Below are 18,132 nucleotides of genomic sequence, written 5' to 3'. Positions count from 1 at the left end.
GATTACGGCCGGGGTGTTGTTGCTGGCCTGCCTGGCGGGGGCCGTGCGGTATCAGTCGCGGCGGAAATGATGCGCGATGTTCACGTTGGTGGGGCGGTGCCGTTGGGTAGAATGGGTGTTTGGAGTTTGATTTTCTACCACGAAATTCTCGAAACGATTCTGGTTGGAGCTGTCAGTGGGTGGGATACCTTTTATGACTGGTGTTATATTCGGTGTTGACCCTGGTTACCGGCGGGTTGTGCCTTGCTGCTCAGGGGCTGGTGGCTTCGTTTTTGTGAGCGGAATGGCGCTAGCCACCGGTGATTTATGCAGCGTCAACCGTGTTTACCGGTGGGTTGTGCCTTTCCGCTCGGGAGTTGGTGGTGGTTCTGATTTTCCATGGGCTTTAACTAAGACGTTTCAACCGGGGCTAAGGCCCTGCGGCTGATTTTCTTTTGGGGGTGGGGAGTTGGTGAATCTGGTTGTGGCTGATTTGAGGGGATGACTTTAAACCAGGATTTCTATTCAGGTACGCAACACTGTCAATTTCCTGCTCGCTGCGCTCGGCCCGAATTGTATTCGGACTTACCCGTTTTTTTTACCACGAAATTTTCGAAAGGCACGAAACGGTTTTGGGTGGAGCTGTGAGTGGGTGGGATAACTTTTGTGACTGGTGTTGTGTTCGGTGTTGACCCTGGTTACCGGCAGCTAGCGCTTTGCCGCTCACGGGTTGATGACTTCGTTTCTGTGAGCGGAATGGCACTAGCCACCGGTGTTTTATGCAGCGTCGACCGTTTTTACCGGCGGATTGTGCCTTGCCGCTCACGGGGGGACTGGATGTCGTTCCATTGGAGGCTTGTTGCTGGACAATGTCGCGAGGCGGGCAGGCACGCAGGCTCTGCCCCTACGGGTCAATACGATATGAGGCGATTTGAAACTTTCAGTTTGAACCTCTGATCCTGAAGGGAGTTGGTTATGGGATTGTTGGTTGACATGATCTGTAATTTGAAACGGGGTTGGGCTGTGCGGGTATGTGGTGAGGTTGGCCTGGGTGTTGGCTGTTATCTTCTTCATCGGCGTGAGGGGGTCAAGACAGAATTTTGTCCCGATGTGGCCGGATTTTGTCCTGGTGTGGCCTGGATTTTGTCCTTGTTCGGCCGGGGTTTGTCCTGGTGTGCCCTGAACTGGGCGAGGTTGACATTGCGAAGTGGTGCGGTGTGTTTCGGTAGACAGGGGGTGAAAATCGGCGGAGGTGCAGGTGAACTTCGGTCAGAGGTGGGGCGTGTTTCGGTGCTCGGGGACGTGCCTCGCGCGCGAGCCAGAAGGGAACTACCATACGCTTCGGTGGGGGCCGATCAAGTTCAATTTCAGCAGCAAGTGCAGATGTGCCCGGTGCGCAGTGCGGGTTTCGTCAGTGGTGCGACGATGATCATCCGCCGGGCGGTGAGAATCGGTTGCCTCGGGTGGAGCGGTGCGTTAGCTTATAAGGAGCCGTTGATGGCTGCCTGCAGATACTGCCCACCCCCTGCCCTCAAAAGAGAGATCATCATGAAATCGCTGTCGCTGTTTGTGTTGTTAGTTACGTCTATGCTGGTCTCGTCATCTCAAGCTGCGGACAAGAGTCCCGCGGACAAAGGTCCGGCAGACGACCGTCCTCCCCAGGTGAAAGCGGTGCAGCCGGGAGTGACGTTGTCGCTGGTGGCTGAGCAGCCTCAGTTGTCGACTCCGACCGGCGTGGATGTGGACGAACAAGGGCGGGTCTGGGTGGTGGCGACGCACACGCATTTTCGGCCCGACGATTATGAAGGTCCGGAGCACGATGAGATTCTCATCTTTTCCGATCTGGACAAAGCGGGACGGGCACAGAAGCGACAGGTGTTCTACAACGCAACCGATGCGACGATGGACCTGGAACTGGGGCCGGATGGCTGGGTGTACCTGGCGGAGCGGGATCGGATTCTGCGGATCAAGGATACTGACGGCGACGGGAAGGCGGACGTCGAAGAGAACATCGCGGTGCTCGAGAGTGAAGCAGACTATCCGCACAACGGTCTGGAAGGGTTGGCGTGGGATAACCGGGGGAAGCTGATTTTTGCGATCGGTGAAAACTTCGCCAAGGACTGGACGCTGACGGGGACCGACGGGACGAAGATTACCGGCGCGGGCAAAGGGGGCATCTTCCGTTGTACTGCAGACGGCAAACAGCTGAAGCGGATTGCGGAGGGATTCTGGAATCCGTTTGGCATCTGTGTGCGGGCGGATGGCGAGATCTTCGCTGCGGAGAACGATCCCGGAGAACGGCCGCCGTGTCGCGTGCTGCATATTGTCGAAGGGGGCGATTATGGTTACGACAGGGGTTACGGTTCGGAAGCCCATCATCCGTTTGTGGCCTGGAATGGTGAGTTGCGGGGCACGCTGCCGATGATTCATCCTTCGGGTGAAGCACCGTGTGGGATCGCACCGCTGGGCCGAGGTCTGCTGGTCCCTTCGTGGGGCGATCACAGCGTTGACTTTTTTCCGCTCACGCAACAGGGAGCGAGTTTCACCTCGAAGCCGATCACGATTGTGAAAGGGGGCCGATATTTTCGTCCGAGTTGTATCGCTGCCGCCCCGAAGGTCGGGGCCGCCCCACGGGACGGGGCTTCTCCTAAAGAAAATCAGAAAGTGATGACCTGGTATCTGTGTGACTGGGTTGATGGACGGTATCAGGCGCATGGTTACGGACGGGTGTGGAAGCTTGAGATTGATCTGACGAAAGCCGACTGGGTGGGGCCGCTGGAACTGGAACCGCCGACGCAAGAGGCGAAGCTGGCAGCGGATCTGCGGAGCGGACATGCGACACAGTCTGTGAAAGAACTGTTGAAGCTGGCGCAGAACGAGGATCCTTTTGTCGCCCGGGCGGCATTGGTGGCGTTGTCTCATAAAGCGTCTAAGTGGACGCCCGCGGAGGTCATGAAGTGGTCGCCGGCGGAACGGGTGCAGGCGGTACTGGCGCTGCAGCTGGCCCAGGTGGAGCCGGAAACGTGGATTCCGGTCTTCCTGAAGGACAAGAACGCGGACGTGCAGTTCGAGACGATCCGCTGGATTTCGGATATGGGTTTGAAAGCGTATCTGCCTGATGTGGAACAGGTGCTGGCGCAGAGTGATCTGGATTATCAGCGGTTTGAAGCAGCGATTGAGGCGTGGAACACGTTGAACGGCAAGGCATTGGACGGCGTGCGGAATCCGGAGATGCTGCTGGCCCGCGTGAAGGACAAACAGAGTGCCCCGCAGATTCGGGCGTACGCCTTGCGGATGCTGCCGACGCAGTCGCGGTCTGCTCCGAAAGCGGGACAGCAGGTGGTGACACAGTTTCCCAAGGGGCTGACGCTGGCGATGCTGGAAGAACTGCTGGCGGTGAATGATGCGGAGTTGTCGCTGGAAGCGGTGCGGACGCTGTCGGGGAATCCGATTGTGTCACAGAAGATTCTGGCGGAGCTGGCCGCGGATCCAAAACAGGATGCGGTACTGCGAGCCGAAGCGATTGCGGGCCTGGCGCCGCTGGCGGAACAGCAGGTCGGGTTGATGCTGAAGCTGGCGGATTCTTCCGACCAGGTGGTTCGTGAAGAGTCGCTGCGGTGTCTGCGTTCGATCCAACTGACCGATGCGCAGAAGAAACAAATCAAGACGCTGGCGAAAGCGTATCCCGATTCAAAGGATGCGTTCGAGGCGGCCGTGAATCCGGGCGCACTGAAAACGGACCGCCCTGCTTTGACTGATACCGGCGCGTGGCTGAAAGCGGTTGAAGGGGTTCAAGGGGCAGCAGATGTGGAGAGCGGACGGCGGCTGTTTCATCATTCCCGGCTGACGAACTGTGCGCACTGTCATCGACACAGTGGTCGCGGGAACGTGGTGGGGCCTGACTTGAGCAGCCTGGGTGATCGGCAGGATCGGGCGTGGCTGTTGCGTTCGATTCTCGAACCGAGCCGGGAGATGGCTCCGGAATATCAGCCGCGAACAATCATTCTGACGGACGGGAGGACGTTTACGGGGATCCGGCTGCGGTCATACGTGAAGGAGACGATTCGTGATGCTCACGGTCAGAACAAGACGTTTGATCGGGATGATGTGGAAGCGATTGTCGAGTCGCCGGTTTCCTTCATGCCTCAGGGTCTCGTGCATGCGTTGACGGATCGCGAGTTGCGGGACCTGATCGCTTTTCTGGAGAGTCATTCGCGGGAAAAGACAGCAGATTGAGCGAGGAGAAAAAAAATCGAGACGGGGGCACCCTTCACGGTCCCGTCTCGATTGGAAGCTGAGGCAGTTTCAGCTTCGGAGTTTATTTTGCTGTTTGTTTTTCGGTAAGGGGAACGAGGTTCAGTGCGTGAGATCGCTGGCCTGTTTTCTGGTCGATGAGCCAGGCCCCTTTGACTTCGACATTGAAGACGACGTATTTGCCGTGATCCTCTAGTTTGAGCTGTTCGCTGTATTTGCCTGTGATCTCAGGATCGAGGCGTTGGACCGGTGTCTCCTGGGAGGAGGCGCCTGTGATATGGAATTCGAGTTCGATGGGCCAGTCGCGTCGACCGGGTTCGAGGTTGAGAGACTGAGGAAGGACGATCTGGTGACTCAGATTCAATACGGGGAAGATGGGTTCGTAGATCTTCTGTAAACGGATGACATCGAGATCGTTGTTGCCATACGCCTGGAGATTGCCCTGCAGGTTGGTGAAGCCATAATCGTTGCTGATATGGTGCAGATAAAAGTTCTGTTGCGCACTTTCAACGTAGTTTAAGAGACGCGTCAGTTCTTCAATTTCCTGACGATACTTGAGTACTTTTGCAGAGGGCTTACTGTTTTTCGCTTCCGGTTTTTCTTTGGTGTTTGTGGTGCCGTTATTGGGGGAACCGATATAGAGACCGCCGCCGATGCCACCACCACCGCCACCGGATTTGGAACGACCGGAACCGTTGCCGTTCATGAAGTTTTCCGTATCGATACTTCGCTTGCGGCTGCTGATTTCGCTTCGGATGGAAGAGAGGACTTTGCCATAGTTGGAGAGGGCTGTGAAACCTCTCGCGTTGGGCATCGCGCGACGGTGGCCTTTGACGTCTTCGGTGAGAGGGAGAAAGCGGGCGGGGAATTGCAGCGTATAGCGGTTCCCGGGTAAGGATTCAGGGCGACTGAGCCATTTGGCGAACGCAGCGGATTCGGCCTGGAGCTGCTCGACTTCGGGTCGCGGTGCCTGCGGACGAAAATAAACGCCACGCTGTGGATTGAGACCGAACTTCGAGCGTTCGCCGACGGCACGGAAATCGGATTCGTGTCGCCAGCGGTTGAACATCAGCGAGCCGCCATTCGCTGATGCGAATTCGGGCAGGTAGCGGGCGATCAAGCGCAGGCTGGTTGCGGGGGTGAAGGTTTCAATTTGACCGGAGTCGGCGGGGACCGCGTTCTTCTCAGCCGGCATTGAAGCAGGAGTCTTGGAAACGGAGGCGGTTTGATCTGTGTTGTTCTGCTTACCGGTTTCAGGCAGGCGGTATTCAAAAATCAGTTTCTGATCGTTGAAGAGTTGGATCCCATGCAGCTGAGCTGGGAGCAGGAGCCCGTCCTGGCCTTTGCCTGAGGAATCTGGGAGCAATCTGGGTTCGCCGATGGAGACAACCATTTCGAGTCGAGCTGTCTGATTAAGACGTTCGAGGATATGGTCGCGAATGTCGTCGGGAATCTGTTTGAAGGTTGTTTCCAGAGGTTGTTCAAGTTGCAGACAGGGAGTCAGGTTGACCAGGTTCAGATGGTCCTGGGAAGGCAGGATTACAAGCCGATCGGCGGGAATGCCCTGTTCGATGAGCGGCCTGGTCGGCCCCCAGGTATAAGGGTTCTGTATGCCGCCGTGGGAGACCGTGAGTTGCACATCGCGCAATTGAGGATCGACTTTAATGCCGGCATGAACGATCAAGCGTCGCCCGGTGGATTTGAGACACTGACGCATCCAGTCGTGCCATTTTTTGCTCAACTCGGGAAGCTGTTTCTGATCGAGGTTCCGCTGAGAAGTACTCAAAGGAAAGAAGGGCGAACTGGGATTCACAAAATGCTGTTCCACTTTCTTTTTCGCGTCCTGCCATTCCTTGATGTCTTTTGCTTTTTCTGCGGGATCTCGCGGAGCCGCATTCAAGTCGGCCGTGCCGTGAGCTGAATAAGCCTCTTCCGCCTGTTTGAGCTGATACAGATCACTGCCAAAGGAGTGAGCCTGAGATTTAAAATTGTAACGGTAATCTTCAAACAGTTTTTCCAGCTCTGCCTGATCGACATTTTTGCCGTCTAATTCGTGCTTGAGTAGAAAGAGCGAATATTGATCCAGGTTGCCCGGCTGATCGGGACCGGGGAGAAGCTGTCCTTTCGCTTCACTCAAAATTGAAGGAGGCAGCTGCTTAAATTCCAGAGTCGCCAGCTGATTTTTCAGAAAGGGGTCCTGGTAAAGTTCAAGGGATTCGGTGGTAATTGATACGGGCGGAAGCTTATTTTCATCATCATTTTTCAGTTGCATACGATCCCAGGTCACAACGCGAGTGAGATAGGCCTCACAACCTCCCGGCCCTGCCTGGCTGAACATGGGACGTGCCTGCTCGGGAGTCAGAGGCAGGAATTGCTGTTCATAGCAGGGTCTATAATACTCCTTGATCTTATCATCCCGCTGGTCAAAAGAGCCGGATGTCAGCCCCGGAAAATTCTCATTGCCGCTGCGGAGATCTATCAAGACCCCTTCCCGCTCGAAATCGTACCGGCGATTAAACCCTAACAGGACTTTACGAATCTCGACAAAACGGATCGGCAGCTCGACCGCGTACTTGCTCAGCTTATCCGTATAGTTCTGCTCGAAACGCTTAAGAATATCCCGTCTGTCGAATTCATTGGTTCCCAGCCAGTCTGCAGAATGTATTCCGCCAGCCCGATTTTTTTGAATACTGACGAGTGTTCCAATGGTTTCCGGAAAATGAGTCGCCAGGAGAACCGGACTCACATGCTTTGGATTCAAGCCCAGAGCTACCCGGTCTAAAAACCCGGTAAACCGCCGGTGATCGCTACCCAGATAAACTTCATCTGAAAAAGTCAGATCAGCTCGAACAGCAGGATAACCTTTCCACATTACCAGGCCATGCTGTTTGGCCAGCTGTTGCATTTTCTGCGCGAGATCCTGATTTTCTTCAGCCGGTGGTGCAGTCGGCTTTTCGATCGCTGGTTTGACATCCCATGATTGAATTACCTGGGTTGGATCTGCAGCGTCTACGAGTGAGAGGCGGATAATCTGCACATTCACCAGGTAGTCTTCTCTGAGCATGCCAAGAAATCGACGATGCTGCTCGAAGCGGAGATTCGACAACAGGACATCTTTGCGGAATGCCAGCTTCTTGCCTTCGATCTGGCGGGCAAATTCCCGTGCTTCTGCAGGAGTCTTTTTAATTCCGGAGGGCATTTCAGGGGAGTTCAGGTAGACTTCCCTCAAAATCGATCGCAACTTGAGATGCTTCAAACTCCCTCTGACTCGCAACGGGAATTCTCCCCGATCTTCCAGATAGTTATCCAGAGTCGCGGGTGAAAAGACCGCCAGGGGAATAGCTTCTCCCGCATATTTGATTATCTGAAAATCCTGAGCATACTTGCGAATTACACTGGCAACCTGGACGCCTTTGTCAAAATCATTGACGCGTGAACTACGCAGATCGTAGTACTGATTTTTATCATCTTTCGAATAAAAGAGTTTATAGCCGTCTTCGAACAGGTGAAAACAATCCTCGATCCGCTGGTGCTCTCTACCATTTGTGGTATTGAACGCCCCCTCAAAACCTTTCTCTTCCATTTTTTTCGCCAGCAGTTCATATCCTTCTCGATCAACCAGGTAACTCATTAAGGCACCAATGTGATCGGCTGAGGTGCGAAGCGTACGTTGCTCTTCGTGTGTATAAAGGCCTGCGTTATCACTGAGGATGGCTGCCCCCTCCAGCTGCTTGAGCTTAAACTGAGGCAACGCTTCCAGGACTTGAGCCCAGTTGAATCGACCGTCCACTGGTGCAGTGCCCGTCGGGACCGGTTTCTCTCCATTCATCGCGGGAGCCATAGGAGCTGCTTTCCCCTCAGGTGTCGCCTGCGGTAAGCCATTATTCTCTTTGGCAAAGATATCGGGATATTTTTGTCTTACGAAATCCTGATCAGCCTGACTGAGCTCTGTGAGTGGCAGCAGATGCAGTTTGCCATCAGACTCTTTTTCGAGGATGACCAGCTTTCCATTGGTTCCCTTGAGTTCTCCCCGCACCTGATTTTTTCCATCGGCACTGGTCCAGAGACGATGTTCAGCCCACGCCAGTGAGGGAACCAGGCTGATGACCACCAGCAAAAGTAAGCAGCGAAGACCCCGACAACCTGTCTGTCTCTTGATCGAATGTGCGCTTCGTCCCGTCTGCATCGTATCAGCTCCCGTTTTCAAGTGTCATACCCAAGATTTGAGTGAAATTCCGCACTGCTTCTGACGAGTAAATTACTGATCAAAATGTTGTGCCTGCTCTGCTCCTGCTGTACAATCGCAGTGCCGACAGCAATCCCGACGCTGAAGATTTCTTTTTTCTGATGAAATCAGATAATTCTCGAAACCAGCTGTCGCAAATCCCGCCAGGTCAAAGAGTTGGTATAAAACGGCTTTACCCGGCATTCAGGGAATGACAGCTGAAAGAATTGAATTTTCCGGGAAAAGCGCAGCCTGTCTGCGGACGATGGCATTGAAATTGACCAACACAATACGACCTTACTCAGAATAGACGATGGCAGCGGGCATGGAGAATCAGGGATCTGTCACTAACTGGCTGGATCAACTCAAACGGGGTGAAGCAGACAGCCTGCAGCAGCAGCTCTGGAACCGCTATTTTGAGCAACTGGTCCAACTGGCGCGATCGCATTTGCAGAAGGATCTCTGTCGGGTGGAAGATGAGGAGGACGCCGTCCTCAGCGCATTCAACAGCTTTTTTGTGAGGCTCAAAGCGGGTCAGTTCCCCAATCTGAATGACCGCACCAGCCTCTGGCCGCTACTAGTAAATATCACTCTCTGTAAAACGCGAAACCTGTACCGACGTCAGAGCGCACAGAAACGGGACGTCAGACGCACCGTTTCCGGTACATCAAACGAGGAGTCCGACAACTGGCTGGATCAACTGGCTCAGGAAAGCCCCAGTCCGGAACTTGCAGTTGAAGCCGCCGAGGAAGCCAATCGGATGCTGGCGGTACTCGGTAAAGATTCACTGCGGGATGTCGCCCGGCTGAAGCTGGAAGGTTATACCAATGCAGAGATTGCAGCCAAAGTGGGTGTCATGGAGCGGAGCGTGGAACGGCGTCTGGTCCTGATACGTCAGATCTGGACTGAAGAAGTGGAATCAGAGCTGGTCTGAGTCCAGTCCCGACTTTTTTGTTTCGTTTCTCATTTTTGTGGGAAGAACATGTCGGGAACAGGCAACCAAAGGCGATCCAGCTGATAACTCGGAGTGTACGAGTTAAGGATTGGATAAATGAATCAACCATCAGAGCTGGAAAACCTGACCGCGGAGATCCAGATCCGCATCGAAGAATCCTGCGAGGAATATGAACTTTCCTGGCAGAGCGGACAGACTCCATCTCTGGAAGACACGATCGCCGACTTCGCACAGCCCACGCGGGAAATCCTGCTGCAGGAACTGATTCTGATCGAACGTTATTATCGCCTGCGGGATTCCGGTAAAATCATCAGTGAGCAGGAGCTGATTCAGGAGCATCCTGAAATCGCGGACGAGTTGTCTCGGCTGTTTGCCAGAACGCACGCAACGAAAACCCGGATCGCCGGTGAATCCGATTCCGGCCAGGCAGACAGTTCCGGACTGCGCACGGTGGAAGAATCACGCCTGCACTTCGAACAGTTCCCCGCAACCTTCGGACGCTACCAGATCCTCTCCCGCCTGGGTGAGGGAGGCATGGGCTGCGTCTACCTGGCCCGTGACACACAGCTTGAACGCAAAGTCGCACTGAAACTACCCCAGATCGACAAACACGCCGATACCCAGTTTATTGCCCGCTTTTACCGCGAAGCACGGGCGGCTGCCAATCTGAATCATCCCAATCTCTGTTCGGTCTACGACGTCGACGAAATTGATGACGTGCATTATATCACGATGGAATTCATCGAAGGAGAATCTCTGGCAGCGCTGCTCCAGGAGGGGAAGAAATTCAATCAGGTCGAAGTCGTCGAGCTGATTCAACAGCTGTCCCAGGCGCTGGGCCTCGCGCATCAGCAGGGAATTGTGCATCGGGACCTCAAGCCCGCCAACGTCATGATCCGCGAGGATGGTACGCCCATCATTACCGATTTCGGACTGGCATTGATGAGCCAGAACGAAGAGGCAACTCAGATTACGCAACATGGCCAGATCATGGGGAGCCCGTCTTACATGTCACCCGAACAGGTGGAGGGCGATCTGGAAAAGATTGGCCCGGCCAGCGATATCTACGCGCTGGGTGTCATCATGTACGAACTGCTCGCCGGACAACGTCCTTTCCAGGGAACGACGGCATCGATCCTGTCGCAGATCATGACAAAAGATCCGCGGCCTGTCTCTAACATTCAGCCCGACATCAATTCGCGGCTCGATCAGATCTGTCGCAAAATGATGGCACGCTCAGCTGAGCAACGCTACGCCACAATGCAGGATGTCACTCAAGTCCTCACAAACTGGCTTGAGACCGATCAGGCGGTCTCATCTCGAAAAGGTCTGAGTCCGGGAAGAGTTCTCGCAGGCATGGCACTGATCGCCGTACTACTGTTGGGAATCACCTTTCTGAAACCCACAGCTTCAAAGGGTAATCTGCATGTAACTCTAAACGACGAGCGGGCCCAGGTGCTGCTCGACGGGCAACCACTGGAACTGAAGTCAGGAAGCTGGAACGGGCCCCAGGAAGCGGGTTCACATGAACTCAGTCTCCGCATTGGTGAACAGCGGCTTCCCTGGGGAGAACTGACAACCATCAAAGTCAATGACAGCGAACAGAGAGTGCTGGCGTCAGTCAATGGTCTTCACATCAAAAACGGTCGCTTTGAGATCAGTCCCGCAGATATCCAATCAGCGGAAATCAGATTGAACTGGCTGCCGTCCCAGACACCGGATAAATCAGCAAAGGTCACCAGTCCGGCCCCAGACCAGACCGGGTCACCTGTACCACAGGTCGCTGATCCTGCCGAACCCTTTGCCCGGGAACGGGCAGTCACAGAGTGGCTGATCAAACAGGGGGGCATCGTGCGTTTCAACATGGCACATGACTTCAAATTTAACATCAAAGACATCAAGGAACTCCCTGATGAACCATTCCGACTGAAAGAAATCGCATTTGAAAGATCCCGGAATAAACCACTCACAGATTTGAGCAGCCTCAGTCAGTTAATGACACTTGAGGAACTGAACCTGAATCAAGCAAAAGTATCGTCGGCTGCCCTCAAAGGGCTCGTATTGAAACAGGCATTTGAAACCTTACGCATCCTGCAAACGGAATTAAAAGTATCTGACTTGAAAGAGATTCAGGGACTTGAATTCGTCGATACACTGGAACTGGGTGGTTCCCAGATTGATGATCACTTTGCCTTTCTGGAACAGATGCCAAACCTCAGAGCTCTGGAAATCGTTGATATCTTACCTGCGGAACTGAAAGAACTAGGCGAATCTCCTCTGTTACGACAATCGAAATTGCGGTTTTTGAGACTGCGGCCAATTGGTCAGATTAATGACGAGATCGTTCAACGTCTGCAGACCGCACGACCTGAAATGACGATTACTTCAAACCATTCCGGCAGAGAAGAACAGTACCTTGGCAAACCCGTCGCTCAACACGCGGCTGTCAGATTACTGGAACTGGGTTGTACCATGGAAGGTCACGAACCAGGTCGAGGAAGCCAGACATTTTCCAGGGAGAATCTGCCTTCGAAAGAGATCGCTTTCTCGTTGAGTCGAGTCTCTCTCACTCCCGAGATGAAACTGACCCCTGAAATTGTAGAGGATCTGGCTGCCCTTCCTTTTTATTATAAGTTCATAGCGAAGGGAATTCGAAACGCCGACCTGCTGACCGGGGTTCCCGGTTTAAGACGCGCCAGTGGAGTGGAACTGGAAAGTTCAGATCTGACGGATACTGCCTTCCTGAAACTGGCCGAACAGGATCCCGACGGATATTTCAACATCAAGGACACTCAAGTCACAAAATCTCTGACTCAGCAACTTGACCAGGATGTGCCTTATCTGTCGCTCTATTCCAACTTCGGCAAAGGTTGGCGCTGGCTGGAAATTGTCTATGAAGAACTCAAATTATCAAAACCGAATCAGGTCAAGCCGACTGAAACAGAGACGTCCCCCCGCTTAGATGACGCACAACTGGCATTCGAACGGGAAACAGCAGAATGGGTGATCAATCTGGGTGGAAAAGTCAGCTTCAAGAAAGCCAGAGGAACTGAATATCTGAGAAGTCGGCTGGAACCACGGCCACTTCCGAAAGAACCATTTCGGCTTCTCGATATTGATTTCAGCAGGTCAAATCAGAAGATCACATTTCCCAGTCTGTCTCGGTTAAGCCGTCTGGTGACCCTGCATTCACTCAATCTGATGAACTGTGACCTGGAACCCAAGGCTCTGGAAGGGTTGCGTTTTAATGAAAACACGACTGAATTTAATATCTACAGCACTCCTCTGAAAACGTCAAACCTGAACCTCAACATGGGACTGGAACACCTTGATACTTTCATACTCGGTGCCGCTCAGGTCGATGATGAATTTCGTTTTCTGGAATTAATGCCGCGATTGCGAGAACTGCATCTTTACAGTCCCGTTCCTCAGGAATTGGAAGGACTGGCGCGTGCGCCCGGTTTTGCAAAATTGAACCTGCGGTTTCTATACATAGCTTCTTTCGGCCTCAAATTTGAACCGGAACTGATTGCCAAACTGCAAAAAATCCAGCCGGGTATGACGGTAATCGATACTGATGGCGGCTCAATGAATCGCTACCTGGGAATCCCCGTGGCGCGAGAGGCTGCCATCAAACTGCTTGAGCAGGGATGTAAAATTGTCACCAGCATTAACAAATCCGAGATCAGTGCCCAAATGTATGACAAGTCTCTTCTGCCCTCAGAAACCGAACTGTTTCGTCCCATTCGTGTCATCTTACCGCGTGACTTCGAAATCACACCAGAAAATGCAGAGGCACTGTCGCGACTGCCCGATTTTTCTGGATTAGAAGCACCGAATCTCAGAAACGCGGACCTGTTGGCGAATGTTCCCGTATTACGACTCTGCAGTGGAATTAAACTGCCCGACTCGGACCTTTCAGATCAGGGATTAACAGCATTATTCCGCAATCATCCGGACGGATACGTAAATGCTCCCGGAACAAAAGTAACTCCCGAAAAAGGAAAGCAGATCGATCGTGAGTTTCCTTATGCCGCCTTTCACACGGAGTTCATGGAAGGGAAACGCTGGCTGAATGAAAAGCAGAAAAACGATAAACAGTAATCGGCCCCGGACGAATAGCGGCCTCCCTCAGCAGAACAGACAGACCGCGGATTGAACGATTGAGCAGTCAGGCAACCTGAACTAGAATATCCAGCATGAAACCGCACCCCGCACAACAGTTTGCTGTCGGCCCCTCGATCATGAAGGGTACGCCTCTTAAAGAAATCATGAACGGCCAGCTGGTGAAGCTGATCGGCGTCTCACTGGCCGACGTAACCCCGGGCTTCGACACCCCCACTTTCCAGAAACGCGCCAAACGTAATTTAAACAAACTGGAACTGAAAGAACGGGCCCTCAACATCGCACACGCGATGGCCGAACAGCTGCCGGAAGATTTTGACGAGCTGGCACCGTTACTCATCAAGTCACTCGGTCCCCGGCTGCAGGCGACCGAGCAAAACGGGCTGGCGCCGTTCTTTTATTTCCCTCACTCACAGTTGATCGCCGAGTATGGTGCCGACCATCTGGAGAGCGGCTTGAAAGTCTGTTACGAATTGACGCAACGCTTCACCGCGGAATTCTGTATTCGCCCGTTTCTGATCGCACACCGCGACAAGAGTCTGAAACAGCTCAAACGCTGGGCGAAAGATGCCAACCCCCATGTGCGGCGTCTCGTCAGTGAAGGGACACGGCCCCGGCTTCCCTGGGCGATGCGGTTACGGGACTTTCAGGACGACCCCGGTTACACACTGCCTCTGCTGGAAAGTCTCAAGGACGATTCCGAACTCTATGTGCGGCGTTCGGTAGCCAATCATCTGGCTGATATCGCCAAAGATCATCCTGAAGTCGCCTACGAAGTTTGTCATAAATGGCTGTCAGAAATTGAGGCCATGCAGAAACCGGAACAGATTAAAAATCGCCGCTGGGTCTTGAGACACGCCGTACGCCTGCCGGCCAAAAAAGAAGTTCCCGAAGCCCTCGCCATCCGCAAAGCGGCCGCTGACAGAAAAACATGAACGGCTTCTTATTTTTCACGCACTTCCCGCGCTTCACCGAATAAAGCTGATCCCCGCTTGTTACCTTCCAGCAGGGATCAGCGTTCATTCACTCAGAATGACAACCGTTGTGTCACTCGATCCAATTACCGGATCGGCAGTTCGTAACTGATTGCACCGATCGCTTCTCCTTCTTTGGCGTCTTTATAATGCGGATGACACATCACGCATTTTTTCATCACCACCGGAATCGGCGTCATCGCCTGCAGGTATGGTTTTCCATCCTTGACCACCACCGCCTCATAGTAAGACTTGCCCGCTTTCAGCTGCTTGATCCCCTGCTTTTCAAATTTGCTCTTCGCAACGTTTTTGGGTTCGTACGGCTCTCCCGTCGCATCAATCAGACGCACCTGATGAAAACCGGTTTTCCCCACCCGCCTGAACAACTCGACCGCTGCACTCCCTGCCGGGAAGTCTTCCTCGTCATTCACGTACTTGTCCGTTATCAACACCACCGCGTTCTTGTAGATGTCATCCAGCATCTTGACGGTGTCGCGTGTCCGTTCGACCGCTGCCGGGGAAGGCTGTTCCGCTCCCCCCTTATCCCCCTGCGGGTCAGCGCCAGATAGATTCAGATTGAACAGAAACAGAGCAGTCACTGCGAGGCTGGTAACCAATCCTGTCTTGAGCATGAAGTTTCCTTTCAGAAAATAAAAACGGGGAGATCAACGATATCGTCGATCTCATAAAACCACGGCCTGATCAGATCACCCGCTTCAACTGGCGCATTGAAAGAGTAACATCAGCCACTAACACAAGTTCGCATAGTTGTGTCGCTTTTCGCATTCTTACATACTTTTCACAAAGATGCATAAGTGATACATCTTTTGCCGAATATAGACCTGCCTGTCCATTTTGTCAACAATATTTCAATGGGAATAGAAACCCGGGACGTCAGCCCGGCCGCGCATCGGTGGGTGCCCCTTCGTCACACTTCCTGCACTCCAGCAGATATCCCAGCATCCCGGCCCGTCCTGCTGCACTCAGAACCCATGGACGCGATTCCAAAGGCGGCGCATGGCGAACATGCTGATTGTGACCACAAACCAGCTGCGCCACCCAGTGTCCTGATTCGTCCTGCTGATAATCCGTAATCGGTTGCTGCATCATCACCTCGCAGTGTGTCCCTCTGTCCTTGAGAGACTTTAACTCTCACACAAAGGCACAATCGTTGTCGTCGATTCCAGCAGCTGCCCAATGGTCACTCTGCCAAACGCCGCTTCCGCTTCCGCATACACGCGATCCAGCTCCGCATGCAACGGACACAGACTGGTATGCGACTTCAAACCTAACGGACAACTATTGATCCGCTCCATCGGGGCGATCGCATTGACAATATCCAGAATCGACAACTCTGCAGGATCGTGAATCAGCTCATAGCCCCCCTTGGGACCACTCCGCGATTTCACAATCCCCGCTGCCGCCAGATCCTGCAGAACCCGTGTCAGATAACGCCGGGGAACCTTCGTCTTTTCCGCCAGATAATCGGCTGAAGCAGGCTTGCCAGGCTGCCCCGCCAGGCAGGCCGCCGCCCGCAAAGCGTATTCATGAGTCTTTGAAAGCATCTGTTTTCCTAAAAAATACGAAAAGCTCCAATTATACACCTTGACGTATAGAATTATCTATTCTATACATCCAAGTATAGTATATCTGTTTCCGCTTGGGTATCAAGCCGCTCTTCAGGAGAACCATAAATGTTAAGTGACAAAACCATCGCCATCGTCAAGGAAATCACACCAGTTGTCGCCGCCAACGCGGAAACCGTCACACGGGTCTTCTATCAGAAGATGTTTGCTGGGAACCCCGAAGTCAAAGCCTTTTTTAACCAGGCCCACCAGCATTCTGGCGGCCAGCAGAAAGCCCTCGCCGGTGCCATCTGTGCCTATTTCACCCATATTGACAACCTCGCCGCCCTCACCCCTGCCGTCGAACTGATCGCTCAGAAACACTGCTCGCTGGGTATCCAGGCCGAACAGTATCCCATCGTCGGCAAACACCTGCTGGCTGCCATCAAGGAAGTCATGGGAGACGCTGCCACCGACGAAATCCTGGCAGCCGTGGGCGAAGCTTATCAGCTGCTCGCAGACGTCTGTATCGAACGCGAACGGCAGATCTACGAAGAACAGCGCACCGCTGCCGGCGGCTGGAATGGCTATCGTTCCTTTGTTGTCGATCGCAAAGAGCCTGAAAGCGATGTCATTACCTCCTTCTATCTGAAACCCGCTGATGACGAACCGCTGCCTGCCTGGCTCCCGGGTCAATACATCACGGTCAAAATCGACCACCCGACTACCCCTACTTCGCCCCGCAACTACAGTCTCTCCAACCAGCCGGGACAGGACTCGTTTCGCATCAGCGTCAAACGCGAACCCGGTCTCACCGCGGCCGCTCCCGACGGTCTGATCTCTACTTTCCTGCACGATCAGGTCCAGGTGGGTGATACACTGCAGATCGGTCCCCCCTGTGGTGAGTTCACCCTCGATCCCGCAGAACCTCGCCAGACACCGACCGTCATGCTGGCCGGCGGCGTCGGCGTGACCCCCCTGCTCTCGATGGCGCAGTCGCTGATCGCGGCTCAGCCCGAAGTCCCACTCTATTTCCTGCAGGCAGCCCGTAACAGCCAGTCCCACGCATTTGCTGCAGAAATTCAGGAACTCCGCAATCAGGGTGCCAACGTCCGCACGCTCACACTCTACGATCAGCCGCTGGCAGACGATCTGGAAAATCAGAACTGCGACGAAACAGGAATCCTGAGTGAAAACATCCTGCGTGAATGGACACCCTTTAACGAAGCCAACTTCTACTTCTGTGGACCGAAACCATTTATGCAGAACGTCTACGCGAGCCTGAAAGCCTTGAATGTCCCCGCAGATCGAATTCATTTCGAATTTTTCGGTCCCCGGCAGGACATCGAATCGGCCCCACTCGCAGGCGAACCGGAGGTTACAGCCTCGCACTGATTCACATTCCCTGATCTGATTGGTAATGAAATTAACTATCTCACTCATCCCCCGGGATGCCTGATGACGATACTGGTCTATGTGGTACTCTGCTCTTCAGGATTTCCGGAGTACCATTGAGCGCTAACACTACGGTTTCGACGACCAGGGCTAACATATTTCTCGTAGTGTTGGAATGCGTCCGTGTCTTCCTTCGACGGACGCATTTTTTTTGCGCCCAGCTTCAAATCTGCATCAGGCACCCGCTCTTTTGCCCCCCGGTTCTCGCTCTTCCAGTGCACAAACTAGACTTGATTCCCACTTCCCGAACCATAAAGTGTTGCAATTGTGCTTCGCGCGCGAGGCGGACGATGCGTGCACTGGAACACCGCCCACAAGTCATTCAGATGCACCTGAATCGCCGTCGATTTTTCCAGTTTTTCACCGGAACAGTCAGAACCGGTTCGAACTGTCTCGTACATTTTCAAATCATTTCGGAGCACTTTCAGAGCATTTGAAATGCAACTCACCGAAAACTCAGGCACACTCACCCGCAGCCCACAGCACAATTTTCGCTTGACACCCCCGCGCCTTTCCACAAAATCAGAGTCCTCAGTCAACACACTCGCCCCCAACACACTCGCCCCCAACAGACAGTCCACCCGAGAACAGAGAATCCAG

General features: G+C 53.6%; 9 protein-coding genes. 5 read left to right on the top strand and 4 right to left on the bottom strand.

Going from position 1 to position 18,132, the window contains the following annotated elements; translation table 11 throughout:
• The first annotated feature begins 1,476 nt into the window (after window positions 1–1,476).
• A complete protein-coding gene (locus HG66A1_RS09140) occupies window positions 1,477–4,215 on the top strand; it encodes a PVC-type heme-binding CxxCH protein (protein WP_197997058.1) in 2,739 nt (912 codons plus the stop codon).
• Window positions 4,216–4,297: 82 nt separating this feature from the next.
• Here HG66A1_RS09140 and HG66A1_RS09135 read toward each other — a convergent pair whose 3' ends face one another.
• Complete coding sequence (locus tag HG66A1_RS09135; RefSeq protein ID WP_145182411.1) at window positions 4,298–8,419, bottom strand: hypothetical protein; 4,122 nt, start codon at window positions 8,417–8,419, stop codon at window positions 4,298–4,300.
• A 352-nt stretch (window positions 8,420–8,771) separates the two neighbouring features.
• On the opposite strand from HG66A1_RS09135, the gene HG66A1_RS09130 reads away from it, so the two are divergent.
• From HG66A1_RS09130 to HG66A1_RS09120, 3 genes are all read left to right on the top strand, one after another.
• Entirely contained in the window at window positions 8,772–9,392 is a 621-nt protein-coding gene (locus HG66A1_RS09130) for an ECF-type sigma factor (protein WP_145182408.1), read from the top strand.
• A gap of 117 nt (window positions 9,393–9,509) precedes the next feature.
• On the top strand, window positions 9,510–13,517 hold the full coding sequence (locus HG66A1_RS09125; protein ID WP_145182405.1) for a serine/threonine protein kinase: 4,008 nt from the start codon (window positions 9,510–9,512) through the stop codon (window positions 13,515–13,517).
• A 95-nt stretch (window positions 13,518–13,612) separates the two neighbouring features.
• The gene (locus HG66A1_RS09120; RefSeq protein ID WP_145182402.1) at window positions 13,613–14,473 is read left to right on the top strand and encodes a DNA alkylation repair protein; all 861 of its coding nucleotides are present in this window, start codon (window positions 13,613–13,615) and stop codon (window positions 14,471–14,473) included.
• 125 nt (window positions 14,474–14,598) lie between these two features.
• On the opposite strand, the gene HG66A1_RS09115 is transcribed toward HG66A1_RS09120, so the two are convergent.
• The 3 genes from HG66A1_RS09115 to HG66A1_RS09105 all read right to left on the bottom strand — a co-directional run bounded on the left by HG66A1_RS09115 (window position 14,599) and on the right by HG66A1_RS09105 (window position 16,077).
• Window positions 14,599–15,144, bottom strand: a complete 546-nt coding sequence (locus HG66A1_RS09115) for a DUF3365 domain-containing protein (protein WP_145182399.1) — start codon at window positions 15,142–15,144, stop codon at window positions 14,599–14,601.
• Between the two features lie 262 nt (window positions 15,145–15,406).
• On the bottom strand, window positions 15,407–15,622 hold the full coding sequence (locus HG66A1_RS09110; protein ID WP_232106859.1) for a DUF3565 domain-containing protein: 216 nt from the start codon (window positions 15,620–15,622) through the stop codon (window positions 15,407–15,409).
• Between the two features lie 35 nt (window positions 15,623–15,657).
• Window positions 15,658–16,077 (bottom strand): RrF2 family transcriptional regulator, encoded by a 420-nt coding sequence (locus HG66A1_RS09105; RefSeq protein ID WP_145182396.1) that lies wholly within the window; start codon window positions 16,075–16,077, stop codon window positions 15,658–15,660.
• Window positions 16,078–16,206: 129 nt separating this feature from the next.
• On the opposite strand from HG66A1_RS09105, the gene hmpA reads away from it, so the two are divergent.
• On the top strand, window positions 16,207–17,472 hold the full coding sequence (gene hmpA / locus HG66A1_RS09100) for an NO-inducible flavohemoprotein (protein ID WP_145182393.1): 1,266 nt from the start codon (window positions 16,207–16,209) through the stop codon (window positions 17,470–17,472).
• Window positions 17,473–18,132: the final 660 nt, after the last annotated feature.

Source organism: Gimesia chilikensis (assembly GCF_007744075.1).
In the GTDB taxonomy this organism is placed as follows: Bacteria; Planctomycetota; Planctomycetia; order Planctomycetales; family Planctomycetaceae; genus Gimesia; species Gimesia chilikensis_A.
Note: the sequence above shows the minus strand (reverse complement) of the source record. Positions and strands in the feature narration are given on the sequence as shown.